This window comes from Neorhizobium galegae, from assembly GCF_017877135.1.
GTDB classification, from domain to species: Bacteria; Pseudomonadota; Alphaproteobacteria; order Rhizobiales; family Rhizobiaceae; genus Neorhizobium; species Neorhizobium galegae_A.
The window spans coordinates 556425-575905 of sequence record NZ_JAGIPH010000001.1; the positions used below are offsets into that span (position 1 = coordinate 556425).

Annotated in this window: 14 protein-coding genes; 10 read left to right on the forward strand and 4 right to left on the reverse strand. The window is 60.1% G+C overall.

Going from position 1 to position 19481, the window contains the following annotated elements; translation table 11 throughout:
• Positions 1-4: 4 nt before the first annotated feature.
• Genes J2858_RS02860 through J2858_RS02875 form a run of 4 tightly spaced genes read right to left on the reverse strand, consistent with a single transcriptional unit; the run spans position 5 to position 4068 of the window.
• Positions 5-1147 (reverse strand): ABC transporter permease, encoded by a 1143-nt coding sequence (locus J2858_RS02860; protein WP_210103226.1) that lies wholly within the window; start codon positions 1145-1147, stop codon positions 5-7.
• Positions 1147-1911 carry an ABC transporter ATP-binding protein gene (locus J2858_RS02865; protein WP_210103227.1) on the reverse strand — a complete coding sequence of 255 codons (765 nt, stop codon included), beginning with the start codon at positions 1909-1911 and terminating at the stop codon, positions 1147-1149. The genes J2858_RS02860 and J2858_RS02865 overlap by 1 nt, the downstream gene beginning before the upstream one ends.
• Positions 1908-2987 carry an efflux RND transporter periplasmic adaptor subunit gene (locus J2858_RS02870; RefSeq protein WP_210103228.1) on the reverse strand — a complete coding sequence of 360 codons (1080 nt, stop codon included), beginning with the start codon at positions 2985-2987 and terminating at the stop codon, positions 1908-1910. The genes J2858_RS02865 and J2858_RS02870 overlap by 4 nt, the downstream gene beginning before the upstream one ends.
• Positions 2988-3045: 58 nt before the next feature.
• The gene (locus tag J2858_RS02875) at positions 3046-4068 is read right to left on the reverse strand and encodes a helix-turn-helix domain-containing protein (RefSeq protein ID WP_210103229.1); all 1023 of its coding nucleotides are present in this window, start codon (positions 4066-4068) and stop codon (positions 3046-3048) included.
• A gap of 378 nt (positions 4069-4446) precedes the next feature.
• On the opposite strand from J2858_RS02875, the gene J2858_RS02880 reads away from it, so the two are divergent.
• The 10 genes from J2858_RS02880 to J2858_RS02925 all read left to right on the forward strand — a co-directional run bounded on the left by J2858_RS02880 (position 4447) and on the right by J2858_RS02925 (position 19480).
• On the forward strand, positions 4447-5616 hold the full coding sequence (locus J2858_RS02880; protein WP_210103230.1) for a GGDEF domain-containing protein: 1170 nt from the start codon (positions 4447-4449) through the stop codon (positions 5614-5616).
• 191 nt (positions 5617-5807) lie between these two features.
• Positions 5808-6869, forward strand: a complete 1062-nt coding sequence (rfbB, locus tag J2858_RS02885) for a dTDP-glucose 4,6-dehydratase (protein WP_210103231.1) — start codon at positions 5808-5810, stop codon at positions 6867-6869.
• A gap of 3 nt (positions 6870-6872) precedes the next feature.
• Positions 6873-7757, forward strand: a complete 885-nt coding sequence (gene rfbD, locus J2858_RS02890) for a dTDP-4-dehydrorhamnose reductase (protein ID WP_210103232.1) — start codon at positions 6873-6875, stop codon at positions 7755-7757.
• A 4-nt stretch (positions 7758-7761) separates the two neighbouring features.
• Positions 7762-8646: a glucose-1-phosphate thymidylyltransferase RfbA gene (rfbA, locus tag J2858_RS02895; protein ID WP_210103233.1), complete on the forward strand. Its 885-nt coding sequence runs from the start codon at positions 7762-7764 to the stop codon at positions 8644-8646.
• Positions 8646-9191 carry a dTDP-4-dehydrorhamnose 3,5-epimerase gene (gene rfbC / locus J2858_RS02900; RefSeq protein WP_210103234.1) on the forward strand — a complete coding sequence of 182 codons (546 nt, stop codon included), beginning with the start codon at positions 8646-8648 and terminating at the stop codon, positions 9189-9191. Before rfbA ends, rfbC begins: the two co-directional genes overlap by 1 nt.
• The gene (locus tag J2858_RS02905; protein ID WP_245365525.1) at positions 9191-10009 is read left to right on the forward strand and encodes an ABC transporter permease; all 819 of its coding nucleotides are present in this window, start codon (positions 9191-9193) and stop codon (positions 10007-10009) included. Before rfbC ends, J2858_RS02905 begins: the two co-directional genes overlap by 1 nt.
• A gap of 1 nt (position 10010) precedes the next feature.
• Entirely contained in the window at positions 10011-11378 is a 1368-nt protein-coding gene (locus J2858_RS02910; RefSeq protein ID WP_348635438.1) for an ABC transporter ATP-binding protein, read from the forward strand.
• On the forward strand, positions 11371-16188 hold the full coding sequence (locus tag J2858_RS02915; protein WP_210103235.1) for a glycoside hydrolase family 99-like domain-containing protein: 4818 nt from the start codon (positions 11371-11373) through the stop codon (positions 16186-16188). Before J2858_RS02910 ends, J2858_RS02915 begins: the two co-directional genes overlap by 8 nt.
• A 48-nt stretch (positions 16189-16236) precedes the next feature.
• A complete protein-coding gene (locus J2858_RS02920; RefSeq protein ID WP_210103236.1) occupies positions 16237-18480 on the forward strand; it encodes a glycosyltransferase in 2244 nt (747 codons plus the stop codon).
• A gap of 28 nt (positions 18481-18508) precedes the next feature.
• On the forward strand, positions 18509-19480 hold the full coding sequence (locus J2858_RS02925) for an NAD-dependent epimerase/dehydratase family protein (protein ID WP_210103237.1): 972 nt from the start codon (positions 18509-18511) through the stop codon (positions 19478-19480).
• The last annotated feature ends 1 nt before the right edge of the window (position 19481 follow it).

Sequence of the window (19481 nt, forward strand, 5' to 3'; positions counted from 1 at the left end):
GCGGTCACCTCGTTCTGAAAGCGGAAACAATGGGCATGCGCCAGGCGCCAAGCGCCGGAAGGGCGCCCGCCGCAAGGCCAAGCCCGATGATGAGGCCAAGCGCCCGGGCGAGGATGGCGGGCGTCAGCACAAGGCCAAGTGCCGGCCCGGCGGCAAGCGTGCCGAGCTTTGCAAGCACAAGGCCGATTGCGCCGCCAAGCGCCAGCAGGAACAGCGTTTCGAAGAGGATAAGCGTCAGGATCGTCCTTTGTGGAAAGCCGAGCGTCTTCAGGACGCCGATCTCGAAGCGGCGTTCGCGCACGGCAAACACCATGGTGTTGACGACGATCATCATCAGCGTAACGAAGGCCGCCCCCACGACAAGATTCACGATCAGGCCGACATCGGCATACTGGCGCAGGAACGCCTCGAGAAACTGCTTTTCCGACTGCGTGCGCGTCGGCGAGGCGGAATTTCGAAACAGCGCATCGATGCGCGCGGCAAGGCGCCCCACATCGGCGCCGGCCTTCGGGCGCACCACGAAGGCATCCACCGTATCGCTGCCCCTGGCGCGTGCCGCATTGACGTAATCCAGGCGGGCAATGGCGAAATAGGTGTCGGTGGAGGCGTTTTCGCCGTCGAAAATGCCGGCAATGGTGAAGCGCCAGTCGCGTCCGCCCTCCTTTTTCAGCATGTCGAAGGCGCTCACCGTCACCGACTGGCCGACCTTGAACCCTTGCGCCTCGGCAAGCGCCCGCCCGACCAGCAGCGTGTCGCGCGCCGCGCCCAAGGCTTCGATCTGAGGCGTGCCGAGGCCGAGGCCCTTGCCGTTCACCGCCATCATCCGCACCGGATCGGCAGCGCTGACGGCCACAACATTCCTTTCCGTGCCGACAAAACCGCGCATCCGCACGAGAGGGGCAATATCTGCGACATCGGGATCACCCTTCAGCCGCTCGCCAAGAGCCATCGGCAGCGCCTGGCCGCGTCCGCCCGCACTCATGACGCCGAGAATATCCTCGTTTGCGGCCGAGGCACCTTGCGAGCCGGCGAGAAAACTCGACGTCAGCCCGTAGATCAGGAAGGCAATGGCAATGCAGACGAGGAGCAGCACGGTGCGCATCGGCTTTCGCCAGGCATTGCGGCGGGCAAGATCAAACAGCGTCATCAGGCGGCCCTCGCCTCTTCGATGAAACGGCCCTTGTCGAGGATGAGCGTGCGGCGGGCATAGAGGGCGGCCTGCGGATCATGCGTCACCATCACGATGGTCTTCTTCATCTCGCTGTTGAGGAAGCGCAGCATGTCGAGCACCGCATCGGCCGAGGCGCGGTCAAGATCGCCGGTCGGCTCGTCGCAGAGCAGAAGCGGCGGATCAGACACGATGGCGCGCGCAATGCCGACGCGTTGCTGCTGGCCACCGGACATCATGCCCGGTCGATGGTTTTCCCGCCCGGCAAGGCCGACGAGATCAAGCACCCTCTCAACCCGTGCCCGCCGCTCCCGGCGCGACAGCGGCTTCAGGAGGAGCGGCAGCTCGACGTTTTCCGCCGCGCTCAGCATCGGCAGAAGATTGTAGAACTGGAAGACGATGCCCATGTGGTGCGCCCGCCAGGCCGCCCGCGCGCCCTCCCCCATCTGGTCCAGACGGCTGTTGCCGATGCGCAAGACACCGCCATCCGGCCGGTCGATGCCGGCGAGCAGATTGAGAAGGGTCGACTTGCCGGACCCGGACGGCCCCATGATGGCGACGAAATCACCTTCCGCTATGGCAAGGTCGAGGCCGGCAAAGATCGGGATCGCCTGCTGGCCGATCCGATAGGCCTTCCGCAGGTTTTCCAGCGCAATGTAGGGCGCGTCCGGCAGCGGTTCCGGCAGCGATTCCGGTACTGGCGACGCGGGTAAGAGGGTATCGATGGTGTCCGGTTGGCTCATGGCAGTCGGTCTCCGGTGTCGTTGAGGAAAAGGCGGATGCGCGCGGCCATGTTCGGCCGGATGCCCGCGGGCGGATTGGAGAGGGAGAGGCGCAGCGACAGCGTGCCCTTCTCCGCCGAGGCGACGGGGGAAAGCCGGCGGACGGTGACGGCAAACGGCCGGTCTGGAAATCCATCCAGCACCGCCTGCCCGGCAAGGCCCGGCACAAGGCCGGCAATCTGGCGTTCGGCCACATCGGCATCGATCACCAGATCCGTCATGTCGGTGAGTGCAAGAAGGCTCTGGCTTTCGCGCACGCTGTCGGAGCGAGAGAGAACGCTATCGCCGACATGGGCATCGAGCCGGGTGACGGTGCCGGCAAAGGGCGCGCGCACGGTAAGTGCATCGACCCGTTCCTGCGCGACCCGAATGGCGAGATCCGCGCTGTCGATCGACTGGCGCGCCTGCGCCAGGGCGTTTTCGGCCTTCAGCATCGCCGTCTGCGCCTCTTCCAGCGCCTGGCGCGTGGCCGCATCGCGCAAGGCAAGATTTTTTGTGCGCGAGAGGGAGGTCGTTGTCTGGGAGAGATCAAGAGCGGCGGCCTTTGCCTGCAGCTCTGCCTTTTGCCGGTCGAGAAGCGCCTGATCGAGCGTCGAGCGGGCAGTGGCATCGTCCAGCACGACGAGCACGTCACCGGCCGAGACGAGATCGCCTGTCGCCACCGCGACCCGGACGAGCTGCCCCTCGTATTTGGAAAACACCAGGGTTTTCTGCGGCGCGGTAACGAAACCGGACCCGGTGATTTCACGCGCGGCAGGCGGCATGGGCGCCACGGCTGCGGGTTTGTCCACCACCGGTGCCGGCGCCGGGACGGGATTGCGCAGGGGCAGGATAGGCGGCTGGAGGATCAGCACCAGGCCAGCCGCAGCACCGGCAAGCGCCATGGCCAGAGCAGCGAGAGAGAGGCGCCGGCCTGTGCGTGCCGGCGGCTCGGGTTTTGGTGAAACGGGCTCTTCAAAGAGAGACCGGAGTGCCGCATCGCGCGACACGTCGCGCGGCGGGACAAAGGGGTGCGGACTGCGATTTGGCGTGTTCATGCCGCAAGACTGACGGCATGGCAGCCACTGCGCGACCTGAAACGCGATGTGCTGCGTGCTAGATCGCGTTCAAGGACGCTCTCTTCGCCCGCCATTCGAGCGGCGTCGTGTCGGTCACGCGGCGGAATTCGCGGTTAAAATTGGATTTCGTCTGGAAGCCGACGGCAAACATGATCTCGGTCACCGGCCGGTCGCTCTCCTCCAGAAGCGCACAGGCTTCCGCAATCCGCTGCTCGTTGACATATTGCGAGACATTCTTGCCCGTCGCCCGGTTGATGGCCGCAGAAATCTGCCGGGACGGAATGCCGGCCTTGCGTGCCAGCCGGTCGAGACTGAGATCGGCATCGCGATAGACGCGCTTGACGCGCATCAGGCTCTCGATTGCGGCAAGCGTCTGGCCATCCTCCGGCAGGGCGGCATCCGCCACAGGCTCTGCCTTTTCCACCGGTACGACGGGGGCGCCAGCGCTGGCTGCTGCGACAGAGAGGATGGCAAGCAGCGCCAGATTGCCGACGGCCACCACCGGTCGCACATAGGCGCCCTGGGCCATGGCAAAATCGAGAAAGACCAGCGTATCGATGGTGGCGGAAAACAGGAGGGCAAAGGCTGCAAACAGAATGGCGCGATAGGCCCGCGCGCTGCCCTCGAACGGCGCAAGCTTCAGCGCATCCGCCCCCTTGCCCATCAGGAGAAGAATGGCCACCGCATAACCGACAAAGATCGCCACCAGCACAAGGTCGATCGGTTCGCGGCCGAACAGCAGCAGCACGACGATGATGAGCGCCGGAAGCGCATGCAGGAGAAGCCGGCGCGTGACCGGTGCCCGGCTTTGGCGCACCAGCCGCAGCACGCCCGCATAGGCAAGCGGCGGAACCATCGCCGCCCCGACCGGCGCCAGATACATGACCGCCGTCACCCCATAGCCCCAGCGCAGGCCCGAGAGGATCGACTGGAAGACGCTCAGCAGAATGAGCGCCAGGAACGGCCCGTTGCGCACGCCCTCCTCGTCACGCCGGATGACGTGCACGAAGACGAGGGTGAGAAGAATGGCAACGACAAAGGGAAGCGGAATGAACGGCATGAAGGACACTGTGACAGATGCAATCTGCCCATCATGACCGCGAACCGAGCCGAAGGCGACCTCAAACGTGATCGAGAACTTTTAGGCGACGCTGTAAGCGATGTTGCACATGGAGCGGGTCCCGGAAAAGCGCGAGCACCCCGCTGTTCCGCCCGGCTCCGCGCGGATGCAAAGCCGGGGACAACGCATGGTGGCCACTGGAGAAAACGATACATGTCTGATATTTCAGTCAGGCTTTGCATGACCAATTTGTGCCATGAGGAAACAGCACACTGATCAAGCCCTTGACCATAAGCGGTTCTTTCAATTGCTTCAGAATAAGACAGGCCGCGGATGACAGTCGTCGCGCCGGATCGCCCCTGTCGAGCTGAGCAAGCCATGGGCACGAGCAACATCATCGTTTACGTGCCGCCGGTCATTTTCGGGATGGTTGCGACCATTTTCTTCAACCTCTGGCGGGTCGGTATCGCCACCACCTGGCACTGGTCAGCCGGCTTTGGCCTGACGACCGCCGGCTTTCTGCTGTCGACGTTTCCGGTCGCTCCGGCCTTCGATGCCTTCGTCTCGGGCGCGATCTTCATTGCCGCCGCCTATTGCTATTCAAGCGCCGTCCTCCTGCATTTTAAAGCGCCGCTGTGGCACCTTGAGCGCCGGCTGTTTTGCGCCGCCTATATGGTTCTCCTCGTCCACACCGTCTTCATCATGGAGAGCCTGCGCTACCAGCTGCTGCTGACCGATCTCGGCTTTGCATGCCTGGTGGCGCTAGCCCTCGTGGTCGCGGTGCCGCGCGCCGCGCGGGGTGTGGACCGGGTGCTTCTGGCCACGGTCGGCCTCTGCCTTGCCGACACACTTGTACGGGCGGTGGTGTTCTTCTTCTTTGTCGATGAGAGCGACGATCTGGCCGATTTCGTCAATTCCGCCTATAATCTCAGCGTCCACCTGACGACCATCACGATCTGCCTGACATTTCCCTTCGCAGCGCTGGCCGCCATCGGCTCGGCGGCCATCGAGCGGCACCGGGACGCGGCCGAACGCGACCCGCTGACCGGGCTTTTCAACCGGCGCGGCTTTGACGCGGCCATCGACCGGGCGTTTCTGCCCGGCCTTTCCGCCGGATCCGTGATTGTCTGCGACATCGATCACTTCAAGACGGTCAATGACAGCCACGGCCATGCGGCCGGCGACGAGGTCCTGGCGCAGGTGGGGCGGCAATTGCAGCAGGTGATTGGCGAAAACGGTATCACGGCACGGCTGGGCGGCGAGGAATTCGTGGCCTACCTGCCGGACCTTGCCCCGCCGGACGCCGCCCGTCTTGCCGAAACATTTCGGGCCGCCGTTGCGAGCCGGATCTGGCAGCTGCGCGGCACGCCGCGCACGATCACCGTCAGCCTCGGCATCGCGGCGATCCCTCCCAGCAGGCACACGCTGCAACCGGCCATCGATCACGCGGACGAAGCGCTCTACCGCGCCAAGACCACCGGCCGCAACCGCGTGGTGATCGCCGAGCCTGAAGACGCTCGTCAGGAGGGCAAGCTCGTGAGGCAGTGATCCATGCGATGATGAAACCGGCAGCGGATGGGGCCACCCACCCCGCGCCGATTAACAGGGACTGCTAATTGAGCAAGAAGGTTTGACCGGCCTCCGATCGTCGTGTAACTCCCTCTTGCCCAGAGGCTCCAGGCCCTCGATGAACTAATTCAGCATCTTGGCGTGTGCGCAAGATACGTGAGAGACATTCGATGACTATTCTAGTGACTGGCGGCGCTGGCTTCATTGGCAGCAATTTCGTGCTCGACTGGCTTGCCGAGAGTGACGAACCGATCGTCAACGTCGACAAGTTGACCTATGCCGGTAATCTCGACAACCTGACTGCGCTGAATGGCGATGCCCGCCACATCTTCGTCAAGGCCGATATCGGCGACGTGACGGTGATCTCCAAACTTCTCGCCGACCACAGACCGCGCGCCATCGTGAATTTCGCCGCCGAATCCCATGTCGATCGATCGATCCATGGACCCGCCGAATTCATTCAGACGAATGTGGTCTCGACGTTTAGCCTGCTGGAGGAAGCGCGTCGCTATTGGGGCGAGCTGCCGGACGGGGAAAAGCACGCCTTCCGCTTCCTGCACGTCTCGACCGATGAGGTGTACGGCTCGCTGGAGAAGACCGATCCGGCCTTCCGCGAAGGCGACCAGTACAAGCCGAACAGCCCCTATTCCGCCAGCAAGGCCGCCTCCGACCATCTTGTCCGGTGCTACCATCACACCTATGGCCTGCCGGTGCTCACCACCAATTGCTCCAACAATTACGGGCCGTTCCATTTTCCGGAAAAGCTCATCCCGCTTTGCATCCTCAACGCGCTGTCGCTGAAACCGCTGCCGATCTATGGCGATGGCCAGCAGATCCGCGACTGGCTCTATGTGAAGGATCATTGCGCCGCCATCCGGCGGGTTCTCGAGGCGGGAAAACTTGGCGAAACCTACAATGTCGGTGGCTGGAACGAGATGGCCAATCTGGATGTGGTCGGTACGCTCTGCGCCATCCTCGATGAGCTGCAGCCACGCGCCGACGGGCTTTCCTATGCAAGCCAGATCACCTTCGTGAAGGACCGTCCCGGTCACGACCGACGCTATGCAATCGACGCGACCAAGCTGGAAAGGGAACTCGGATGGAAGCCGGTCGAGACCTTCGAGACGGGCATCCGCAAGACAGTCGAGTGGTATCTGGCGAACCAGGACTGGGTGGCGAACGTGACGAGCGGAGCCTACCAGAACTGGCTCGGCAAACAGTATAGTCACTGACCGATGCGGCTGCTGTTAACGGGCAAGAACGGTCAAGTCGGGTTTGAGCTGCAGCGGGCGCTTGCGCCGCTTGGCGAGGTGATCGCGGTGGACCGCAGTGTCTGCAACCTTGCAGACCACGACGAGGTTCGCGCGCTCATCCGGCGGGTGAAGCCCGATGTGATCGTCAATCCGGCCGCCTATACGGCCGTCGACAAGGCCGAGACCGAAGAGGAGCTGGCGTTTTCCGTCAATGCGACGGCCCCCGGCGTGATCGGCGCAGAAGCTGCAGCGCTTGGCGCGCTCGTCGTGCATTATTCCACCGATTACGTGTTCGATGGGATGCAAGAGGGTTTCTACAGCGAAGCCGATGCGCCGAACCCGCAAGGCGTCTATGGGCGCAGCAAGCTTGCCGGCGAGCAAGCGCTGAAGGACAGCGGTGCGCGGCATCTGATCTTCCGCACATCCTGGGTTGCCGGGGCTCATGGCGGCAATTTTGCAAAAACCATGCTGCGGCTTGCCGCAGAGCGTGAAGACCTGAAGGTCGTTGCAGACCAGGTCGGCGCACCGACATCCGCCGCCCTGATTGCCGATGCGACGGCGCATGCCATACGCGACGCCCTGGCCGCAGAACACGCCGTTCTCGATGGCGTTTATCATCTCGTTGCAGGCGGCGAAACGACATGGCATGCCTATGCCTGTCATGTGATTGAGACGGCGCGGCGCGCGGGAAAGACGATCCGCGTTGCGCCCAATGCCATTCTTCCCATTCCGACGGCGGATTATCCGACACCGGCGAAACGGCCTGCCAATTCCAGGCTCGACACACAAAAGTTTAAAGCGACATTCGGCCTTGAACTGCCGCACTGGCAGGCCGGTATCGACCATGTTCTCCAGCAGATGTTTTGAGGCAATGACGACACGCAAGGGTATCATACTGGCCGGTGGATCCGGCACACGTCTTCATCCGGCGACGCTTGCCGTCTCCAAGCAGCTGCTGCCGGTCTATGACAAGCCGATGATCTACTATCCGCTGACCACCCTGATGCTGGCGGGCATCCGCGATATCCTGATCATCTCGACGCCGCAGGACACGCCCCGCTTCGAGGCCCTGCTGGGTGACGGCAGCCAATGGGGTCTGAACCTCAGCTATTGCGTGCAGCCAAGTCCCGACGGGCTGGCGCAAGCCTTCATCCTCGGCCGCGATTTTGTCGGGAAATACCCGTCTGCCCTCGTTCTGGGCGACAATATCTTCTACGGCCATGATTTCCAGAAGCTGCTGAAGAATGCGGCGGGAAAGCCCGATGGCGCAACCGTCTTCGCCTATCACGTCACCGATCCGGAGCGCTATGGCGTAGTGGATTTCGACAGCAACAAGAAGGCGCTGTCGATCGAGGAAAAACCCTTGAAGCCGAAGTCGAACTACGCGGTGACGGGCCTTTATTTCTACGACAGCCAGGTCTGCGACATCGCCGCCGACATCAAGCCCTCCGCACGCGGCGAGCTGGAGATCACCGATGTCAACAGCTGCTATCTGAAACAGGGGCAGCTGGACGTCGAGATCATGGGTCGCGGCTATGCCTGGCTCGATACCGGCACGCATGATTCCCTCCTGGAAGCGGGACACTATATCGCCACGATCGAAAAGCGGCAGGGCTTGCGGGTCGCCTGCCCGGAAGAGGTCGCCTACCGGGCGGGCTGGATCGACGCGGGCCAGCTGGAAGCGCTGGCAGCCCCCCTGAAGAAGAGCGGCTACGGCACCTATCTGATGAACCTTCTGAAGGACGAGGTGTTCTGATGCAGGCCGTTCCCACCAGCATTCCCGATGTCCTCATCCTCGAGCCGAAAGTGTTCGGCGATGATCGCGGCTATTTCTTCGAGAGCTTCAACGCGCGCGCGTTCCAGGAGGCAACGGGTCTTCAGCGGGAATTTGTCCAGGACAACCATTCCAGGTCCTTGCGCCATGTCCTGCGCGGGCTGCATTACCAGATCCGGCAGCCACAGGGAAAGCTGGTGCGGGTCGTGGAGGGCGAGGTCTTCGACGTTGCCGTCGATATTCGCCGGTCGTCTCCGACCTTCGGCCGCTGGGTCGGCGTACATCTGAGCGCGGAGAACAAGAAGCAGCTCTGGGTGCCGGAGGGATTTGCGCACGGCTTTGTCGTCCTCAGCGAAGCGGCGCAATTTCTCTACAAGACGACCGACTACTACGCGCCTGAGCACGAGCGCAGTATCGTATGGAATGATAAGAGCCTTGCCATCGACTGGCCGTTCGAGGGCGAGCCGAAGCTTGCGGCAAAGGACGCCGCTGCACCGACGCTTGAGACGGCGGAGCTGTTTGACTGATGCAGGCCTTTCCCGCCACCCTTCGCGAAATGGCAGCCAGTCAATGGCGGCACCGCGGCCTTCTCAAGGCTTCCATCAGGCGCGAGGTGCTGGGTCGCTATCGGGGATCGTTTCTTGGCGTGTTCTGGTCCTTTTTCAATCCCTTGCTGATGCTGAGCGTCTATACCTTCGTGTTCAGCTCGGTGCTGAAGGCGAAATGGGGAACGGGCGGCGGTTCGAAGGCAGAATTCGCGCTGGTGCTGTTTGCCGGGCTGATGACCTTCAATCTCTTCGCCGAGACGATCAATCGTGCCTCCGGCCTCATCGTCGGCAATCCGAACTACGTGAAGAAAGTGGTCTTTCCGCTGGAAATTCTTCCCACCGTCGTCCTCGGATCGGCGCTCTTCCACCTCATCGTCAGCCTGTCGGTCTGGTTTCTGGCCTATCTCGTCTTTTACGGCCTTCCGCCGGCAACGGTGGTCTTCTTTCCGCTTGTACTGCTGCCGCTGTGCATATTCACGCTGGGCATCAGCTGGATCCTGGCCTCGCTCGGGGTCTATCTGCGCGATGTCTCCCAGTTCATTGGCGTGGCAACGACCGCCCTGATGTTCCTGTCGCCCGTCTTCTATCCGGCAAGCGCCCTGCCGGACGACATGCGCATCTTTCTCTATCTCAACCCCCTGACACCGGCGATCGAGCTGTCGCGCGATGTCCTGTTCTGGGGAAAGGCGCCCGATTTTCCGCTCCTTGGCCTTTATGGCCTCGCCTCCCTTGCGGTGGCATGGGTCGGCTTTGCCTGGTTCCAGGCGACGCGCAAGGGGTTTGCCGATGTCCTCTGAGGTGGCGATCAAGGTCGAAAACGTCAGCAAGTGCTATCAGATCTACGACACACCGCGCGCCCGCCTGAAGCAGTTCGTGCTGCCGCGCCTGCGCCACGCCATCGGCCTGTCGCGACCGCAATATTTCAGGGAATTCTGGGCGCTGCGCGATGTCTCCTTCGAGGTGAAGAAGGGCGAGACCGTCGGCATCATCGGCCGCAACGGCAGCGGCAAATCGACCCTGCTGCAGATGATCTGCGGCACCCTCAACCCGACCTCCGGCAGCATCAAGGCGCACGGCCGCATCTCCGCCCTGCTGGAACTGGGCTCGGGCTTCAACCCCGAATTTACCGGCCGTGAAAACGTCTACATGAACGCCGCGATCCTCGGCGTTAACAAGGACGAGATCGACGCGCGCTTCGACGACATCGCCGCATTTGCCGATATCGGGGACTTCATCGAACAGCCGGTCAAGAGCTACTCAAGCGGCATGATGGTGCGGCTGGCCTTTGCGGTGGCCATCAATGTAGAGCCGGAAATCCTGATCGTGGACGAGGCCTTGTCCGTGGGTGACGAGCTCTTCCAGCGCAAGTGCTTTTCGAGGATCGAGGCCCTTCGTGCGAAGGGTGCAACGGTCTTCTTCGTCTCGCATTCGGCATCGCAGATCGTGGAACTCTGCGACCGGGCAATCATGCTGGATGGCGGCGAGATCATCGCCTCTGGAGAACCCAAGCAGATCGTGTCCAGCTATCAGAAGCTGCTCTATGCGCCCGCGCATCTGCGGGACGACGTTCGCAATCGGTTGGTGGCGGGTTTGCTGATCGAGCCTGGCAAAGCTTCAGAAAGCAGTGAAGGCATTGCCACCGAACCGCGCGAGGCAGAGTTCGATGACGGATTTGATCCCAACTTCCTTCCGCAAAGCACCATCGAGTTCGAGCCCCGTGGCGCGCGGATAGGAGATCTCGCACTCCTGACGGGCGATGATCGTCGGGTCAATCTGCTGAAAAGGCGGGGAAGATACAGGCTCAGATACGAGGTCAGCGTCGACCGAGTTATCACAAATGTCCGATTTGGCATGCTCATCAAGACGGGCAGCGGCATTCCCTTGGGCGGCTTCATGTCGGCCCCAACACTGGCGGATGCCATTCCTCTGGTGGAGCCTGGAACTCGCTTCATGGTCGAATATTCCTTCACCTGCCACCTGAATCCCGGAGTATACTTCATGAACGCGGGTGTCTTCGGCTGTGACGGTGCCGACGATGGTGACGGCGATGCAGTGCTGCATCGCAAAGCCGACGCGCTCGTTTTTCGCGTTTTGCCTCTTGAACGAAACTGCTCAACCGAGATCGTCGATTTCGACTTCCAATGCGTGGCGAATGTAAATGCCTGATATTTTTGATCGTCTTCTGGTGTCTTGCCCCAACGAGGCCGGAGGCCTGTTCTTTATTCACGGTGGCGCGGTTCGCAGGATCGATCCGAGCCAGTCAACCGGTCTCGCCGTCGATGGCAACCGAGTGCTTCGCGGCATTCAACCGGCCACGGTTGTTCTCGCCGGTGACAGACAGTGGGTCATCAACGCCGATGGCGCCGGTGTCGACGACATTCACGACGTCGTCTTCAAGGGGGAGTTCTTCTATGTCGTCGGAACCACCGAAAACAAAGTCATAAAGCTTGATGCCGAAGGGCAGGAAGTCGAGACATGGACGTTTGCAGAGGCCCATGATTCCTGGCACATAAATTGTCTGGCAGACTGGAACGAACGGATCGTTTTCTCTGCATTTGGCGAATTCGAAACTACCCGTGGCTACAAGCACGCGACAGCCGGGGCTGGCTTCGTGCGAGATCTTGTATCGGGCACGAAACTGATTGACGGGCTCTCGCAGCCGCATAGTCCCGTGCCATGCGGCGAGAACCTCATTGTCGCCAACTCCGAAATGAAGGAAATCCGGGAATATGCACCGGATGGCACGCTGCTGCGCACGGCAAAATTTGACGGCTATACGAGAGGCATCAGTGTCGGCGATGACATTATCTATGTTGGCCTGAGCTGCTCGCGAAACGTCAGCGATACGGGTCTGTCCACGGCCACCGTGGTCGCCATTGACCGAGCGACATGGGCGGAAATTAGCCGTATCGCCCTGCCGTCGCGCGAGATCTACGACGTCAGGCAGGTTGTGGATCGCGATAGCCTTCTGGATGTGATCGGCTGCATCGGAGAGGACGTTGCCAATAGGCTTACCGATGTGGTGAGGCAGCAGCGTCTCGAGTTTGAGAACATTCAGCGGGAGCACGAGGAGCAGATCGAGCGGGAACGCGACGACCATGCTCGACGGCTTGACGATGAGGAGCGCACGGTCGAGAGGTTGAACGCGCAAATAGCAACGATTTTGACTTCGCGTTCATGGCGCGTGACAGAACCATTGCGCAAGGGGCGGTCGCTTATTACGCAGGTGAAAGCTGCATCTGGTGAGATCGGTGTGCCCCTGCAGCAGCGTGTGCGCCGGGCTTGGCGTGAATTGCGGCTGCACGCATCGCTCCGGGACGTCCGCAACAGTGCGTTGTTTGATGCGGACTATTATCGCACGACCTATCCCGACGTCTCTGAAAGTGGCCTGGACCCCGCAACACACTTCGTCGTGCATGGCTGGAAGGAGCATCGCAATCCTTCTGCAACCTTCGATACAGCCTTCTATCTGACTGAAAACCCTGACATTGCCAACGGAAATATAAACCCTTTCCTTCATTATGTCAGGCACGGCCGTCAGGAAGGGCGACGAATTTCCGCGTCGGAACCCAATGTTGTCTCCTTGATTGAAACCGATCCTGAAACGCTGAAGCGAGAGATCGAGACAATCCGCCTGTCAGGTCAGTTCGATGAACAATTTTACGTCTGCGTATACCCCGAACTTCAATTAAAGCCCGAAGATTCCATTCGCCACTACTGTGAGCATGGCTGGAGACAGGGTCGCGATCCCAGCGATGACTTCGACACGCAGTTCTATCTATCGACGTATGACGACATTCGAAATGCGGGAATGAACCCGTTTTTGCACTACGTCCTTGCCGGTGCGGCAGAGGGCCGCCAGATCGCAAATCGTGTACGCGGGCGGCGCGAAGAGGATGCCTGGTTTGGAGAGTTGGATAGCGACGTTAAACTTATAGCGTTTTATGCACTCCCTGACTGGGATGTGGTGCAATCGGCGCGACCGTTGTTCCCGCATCATTCTCAGCCAAAGAAACCCGACGTCAGTCTTGGATATTATGATCTGGCCAGTGCGGACGTTCTGCGCAATCAAGCCAGGATGGCGACGCGTCATGGCGTGTCCGCCTTCTGTTTTGAGCTGACGACTGCGCCAAGCTTTGAGGGTCGAAAGGATCCGCTTGCGCTCTTCCTTGAAAATGAAGACATAGCCATACGATTTTGCGTCAGAGTGGACGTCTCTGCGCAGGCGGCGGAAAATCTATCGGCAATCGGTGACGCATTGGTGCGGCTTTCCAGCGACCCGCGCTGCCTGCGGGTAGACGGAAGACCGTTGGTCGTCGTCGAGGCCACGCAAACATCGATGCAGGTTTCTGGTTATGTTCCTGCCTTGAGAGGCTGGTTTCGCGAACATGGATTGGATGAGCCCTTTATCGTCGGGCGCTCTGTTCTTGACGACGTCAACCACACCCATATCATCGAACTTCTTTCGAGCGGTTGTAACGCTGCTCTTGATTTTCCCGCTCATCCGGTATCGGGCGAAACCGGGAATTTCCGCCCGTCTGATCGGAACGGAGTCCAAATCGTTCCCTACAAGGCAGTTTGCGCTGCTGGTATAGAAAAAGCGCGCAACGATTCCAGCCTGCTGCAACCGGTTTACTCTGTCGTCACGCTCTCCCGTGACAATACGGCCCAGCAGACAGATCCTCGCTTGGTCTACACGAATTTTTCCACTGACAGCTATCGGCAATGGCTGAATGAATGCGTTTCAGCCAGCCTGAAGGGTCACCCTGAAGACAGACGTTTTGTGTTTATAAACGCCTGGAATGACTGGGAGAATGGTCTTTATCTCGAACCCGACCGTCAAGGTGGCTTCAATCGGCTGAATGAAACCGCGCGCGCGCTCTTGAAGCTGGACACCGGCCTGCATCTACCAAAAGTTTCAATAATTGTTCCAAACTACAATCATGAGCTGTTCCTGCGACAGCGCCTCGACAGTATTTATTCCCAAACCTACAGAAACATTGAAGTTATATTGCTGGATGATTGCTCTCCCGATGGAAGCCGCGAAATTCTGGATGAATATCTTGCGAAATACCCGGATGTCACGCGCGTTCTATATAACGCAGAGAATTCCGGGGGGCCTTTCAGACAATGGGCCAGAGGCCTGAAGGAGGCGTCTGGCGAACTCGTCTGGATTGCAGAGAGCGACGATTTTTGCGACCAGAAATTTCTTGAGGTGCTCGTTCGTTGTTTCGATGACGAGGCGGTCTTGCTCGCCTACGGAAAATCGATGTTCGTGAATCGCGATGGGGCGCCGGTTCGCGATGATTTCAAGGCTTATGTCGCTGATCTTGCTTGTGCTGCCAAATGGGAGAGCGCTTACGTCGAGACGGCCCACAATGAGGTCCAGGAAGCGTTAGGCATAAAAAACACGATCCCTAACGCGAGCGGTGTGCTTTTCAAACGACCGATCGAACTGCCACTTCTGGAGGATGAGCAGTGGTTGTCGATGCGTGTCGCCGGCGATTGGGTGTTTTATCTGCATGTCCTTCGAGGTGGAAAGATTGCCTATAACCCTGACGCGATAAACTTCTTCCGTCGCTATGAGGGCAGCGCGGCTGAAGCCACCTACAAGAAAGATTCCTTTTATCGCGAAGTCGGACTGGCAAGCCGGACGGTTGCCGCACTTTATCAAGTTCCCCTTGATGTCCTGGAACGTTGTCGCCGAGGCTATGAAGCGTTCTATTGGACAAGGGTTGGCAACACAGAGGCGGAGTTTTCAGATTGGTACGACTACGAGGCGGTTCTTCAGGCGCGCCTTGAGCGTTCGCCCAACGTTCTTGTGTCGACAATGGGGTTTTACCCCGGTGGGGCAGAAATTTTGCCAATTCGCCTGGCGAATGAGTTCAAGCGGCAAGGTCTCTCAGTGCTGCTGCTCAGCGCTGGTCTCGGCGGTCGCGAGGATGGCGTGCGGCAAATGCTTCGCAATGACGTGCCTTTGATCGAGACCTCCAATATTGCGAAATTCAAGGAGACTATCCGCAAATTCCACATAGAGGCGCTGAACACGCACCAATGGCATATTCAAAAATATCCCTTGGTGGTTCCAGATGTGTTTGACGATCTTCGCGCCCATGTGGCTTCGCTTCATGGCATGATCGAGCACGGCGAAGCTTTTGAAGTGACAAAAGAGCAGCTGGCTGCAGCCGACCGGAACGTCACAACCTGGGCCTATACAGCGGATAAGAACCTTGATCCGTTCAAAAAGCTTGGCCTTTATGATGGTTCTTCGCCACGATTCCAGAAAATCCAGAACGGAATGCAGCCGCCCGAGGTGGTTCCTGTTTCTCGCGCGCGAATGAACATCCCTGAGACGGCATTTGTTTTATGCTGCGTGAGCCGAGCGATACCGGACAAAGGTTGGGCAGAAGCGATTGATGCCGTTGACGGCGCCAGACGCTTGTCAGGGCTGGATATCCGCCTGATTCTCGTTGGCAACGGTGTCGTCTACGATGATTACTGCAAAAATCCCGTCCCGGATTTCGTTTATCTGGCGGGCTTTAGCGAGGACTCGGTTGGGCATTACGCGGCCGCAGACATGGGTATCATGCTCACCAAATTCAAATCCGAAAGTTTCCCGCTTACGATCGTGGATTGTCTTTTTGCGGGTAGGCCATATATCGGCACGGATGTCGGTGAGATCAGAAACATGCTCACGGTCGAGGGCGAACTTGCTGGCACAGTTATCGGCCTAGACGACTGGGAAGTCCCTGTGGAGCAAGTCGCTCGTGAAATAGCCGAGTTCGCATCGAACCGCACGAAGTATCTGAAAGCATTGTCCTTTGTGCCTCCGGCAGCCGCCAGGTATAGAATTGACGTAGCGGCATCACAGTATATTGCGCTTTTTAAGCAGGCTCGCGATGCAGAGCCTATCGGCAGCAAAAAGGGAGAACATCCGCACCTCCTGAATAGTCATAGCGTGCGAGGCGAGGGTTGATTGCAGTTAAATCGGTTGGTTGCATACACGCGGCAGAGTTGTGATTCGATGATCTTGTTATGCCGCAAGCTTCGGCACGTAAAAGCTCTTGCAGCCGCGCTTCGTCCCGCCCTTTCCTTCTACCAGGGATCGCCGCTGCTTGCGATCCGCAGGGTGGCCGGCGTGTTCCGGCGCGAAGGCATGCGTGGCATCATCCGGCGAGCGGCCATGCTGACCGGGCGCCCCCTTGCGGGCGAGGAATTTTCCTCTGCCGATCTCTATGGCGAGGTGCAGCCGCTTGCGGGGGATTTCCGTCCCCTGGTCTCGGTCATCGTTCCCAACTACAACCATGCGCCCTATCTGGCAGAGCGGCTGGATTCGATTTACCGCCAGAGCTATTCCAACGTCGAAATCATCCTGCTCGACGACTGCTCCCGTGACGACAGCCGGGACGTGCTGCGCGACTATGCGGCGCGCTATCCCGAACGGACGATATGCCACTTCAACGAGACAAATTCCGGCGGCGTCTTCAAGCAGTGGAGAAAGGGCCTGGAGCTGGCAAAGGGCGATCTGATCTGGATCGCCGAGAGCGACGACTATTGTTCGGACAACTTCCTTGAGGAAATGGTCCGTTGCTTCCAGACGGAGGGTGTCAAGCTCGCTTTCGCAAACACGCAGTTCGTGCGGGGCAAAGAGCCGGAAACGATCTGGCGTCTTGAGGAGTATCTTCATGAGCTTGGACTTGCCATCTGGGGCCGCCCCTTCATCCGCTCGGCGCATGCCTTGGTCAAGGCCGGCTGGGTGGCGAAGAACCTTGTGCCGAATGTGAGCAGCGCCGTCTTCCGGCATCCGGGGCAGATGGATCTCTTCGATGATCCGGAATGGCTGCGGATGCGGCTGTGCGGCGACTGGGTCTTCTACCTCACCCTCGTGCGAGGCGGCCTCGTGGCCTATAATCCGACAGCCGTGAACTATTATCGGCAGCACGTGGCCAATACCTCGGTCAACGCCCAGAAAGAGGATATCTACTACCGCGAACATGAGATTGTGGCCAAGCGCATCGTCTCCCTCTACGCGGTCGAACCGCAGGGCCTGGAGCGGCAGGAGCAAGTGCTGTACGGCCACTGGTGCACGCAGCGCGGCGACGGACGTCTGGCGGAATTCCAACAGCTGTACGATCTGCAGCGGATTCTGCCACTTGCCGGCACGCGGCTGCCCAACGTGCTGATGGCGGTCTATGCCCTTGCCGCCGGTGGTGGCGAAACTTTCCCGATCATGCTCGCAAATGAATTGGCTCGGAAAGGCTATGCGGTGACGGTACTGAACTGCCGGCAGCAGGCCACGGAGCCCGGCGTGCGGGCCATGGTGTCGCCACAGGTTTCGCTTCTGGAACTGGAGCAGTTGGAACGGCTGCCAAGCATCTGCGCGGATATGGGCATCGACGTAGTTCACTCGCATCATGCCTGGGTCGATATGACACTGGCCATGCTGTTGATGGGCAGGACCGACATCCGGCAGGTGATCAGCACGCACGGCATGTACGAAATGATGACGCCGGAACAGGTCGCGAGCTTCCAGCCTTTGCTGCGCAATCGCATCGACGCCTTTGTCTATACGGCTGAGAAGAACCTCGCGGCATTTCCCCCGGATCTTGTTTCCGCCGGGAAATTCCACCGCATCGACAATGCCCTGCCCTCAAAGCCGATCCACCCGATATCGCGCCAGACGCTTGGCCTTGGCGAGAATGACTTCGTGCTGTGCCTGGTGGCACGAGCCATTCCGGAAAAGGGCTGGGAGGAAGCGATTACGGCCGTCACGGCGGCCAATGCCCGCTCACCGCGTCGCGTGCACCTGCTGCTGATCGGAGAAGGTCCGGAGTTCGACCGCCTTCGGACACGGCCGGCGGGCGATCCTGTCCATTTCCTCGGCTTCAAGAGCAATATCCGCGATTACTTCGCCGCCGCCGACATGGGCTTCCTGCCGTCCCGCTTCAAGGGCGAGAGCGCGCCGCTTGTGCTGATCGACTGCCTGCTCGCCGGGAAGCCGGTTCTGGCAAGCGATATCGGCGAGATCCGCGTCATGCTCGACACGCCGGAGGGGCCGGCCGGAGCGCTGTTTCCCTTGCAGGACTGGACCATCGATGCAGATGGCCTGGCAGAGCTGATCGTGGCTGTTGCCAATGATCCCGAACGCTATGCCGGCATGGCCTCCCGCGTGCCGGAGGCGGCTGCCAAGTTCGAAATGGCCGCAATGGTTGAAAAATACGAAGAGGTCTATAGAAGCGTGCTGACCCCGTCGGGTCACCCGACTTGATGCCGTGTCATCGCATCGGAGGAATGTCGTGAACGACCTCAATGAAAACGCCGTAAAGCGCTGCCTGGTTCTCGGAGGAAGCGGCTTTATCGGTTCGCATCTCGTCGATGAACTGCTGAAGCGTGGTCTTCAGGTGCGCTGCTTTGACCGCCCGCATGTGAAGCCGGTCAGCGCCTTGCATCTCGGCAACGCCAATTTCGAGCTATGCGAGGGCGATTTCGTCAGCGAGGCCGATATCGCGCGTGCGCTCGATGGGTGCGATATCTGCTTCCATCTGGTATCGACGACACTGCCGCAATCGTCCAATGCCGACCCGGTCTTCGATGTCGAAAGCAATGTCATGGGCAGCGTTCGGCTTCTGCATCAGGCCGTCAAGCATGGCCTGAAGAAGATCGTCTTCGTCTCCTCCGGCGGCACGGTCTACGGCATCCCGAAAGAGGTGCCGATCCGGGAAACCCATCCCACCGACCCCTTGTCCTCCTATGGCATCACCAAGCTTGCGATCGAGAAATACCTGCATCTCCACAAGGTGCTGCACGGGCTCGATTACACCATTCTGCGGCTCGCCAACCCCTATGGCGAGCGCCAGCGCATCAATGCAAGCCAGGGCGCCGTTGCCGTATTCCTCGGCAAGGTCCTGCGCGGCGAGACGGTGGAGATCTGGGGCGACGGATCGGTTGTGCGCGATTACATCCATATTGCCGATGTCGTGGATGCGCTGGTGACCGCGGCCGGTTTCAGCGGCAACGAACATATCTTCAACATCGGCTCGGGTCGGGGACACAGCCTCAACGAGTTGCTGGATGCCATCGAGGCCGCGACGGGAAGAAAGGCCGAGCGCCGCTATCTGCCCGGCCGGCCCTTCGATGTGCCGACCAGCGTCCTGTGCATCGAGCGGGCGCGGCAGGCCCTGGGCTGGTCGCCGAAGGTGGGGTTTGAAGAGGGCCTGCGGCGCTTTTCCGACTGGCTGGGCACAAGTGCCGGCGAGGACCGGCATTGAT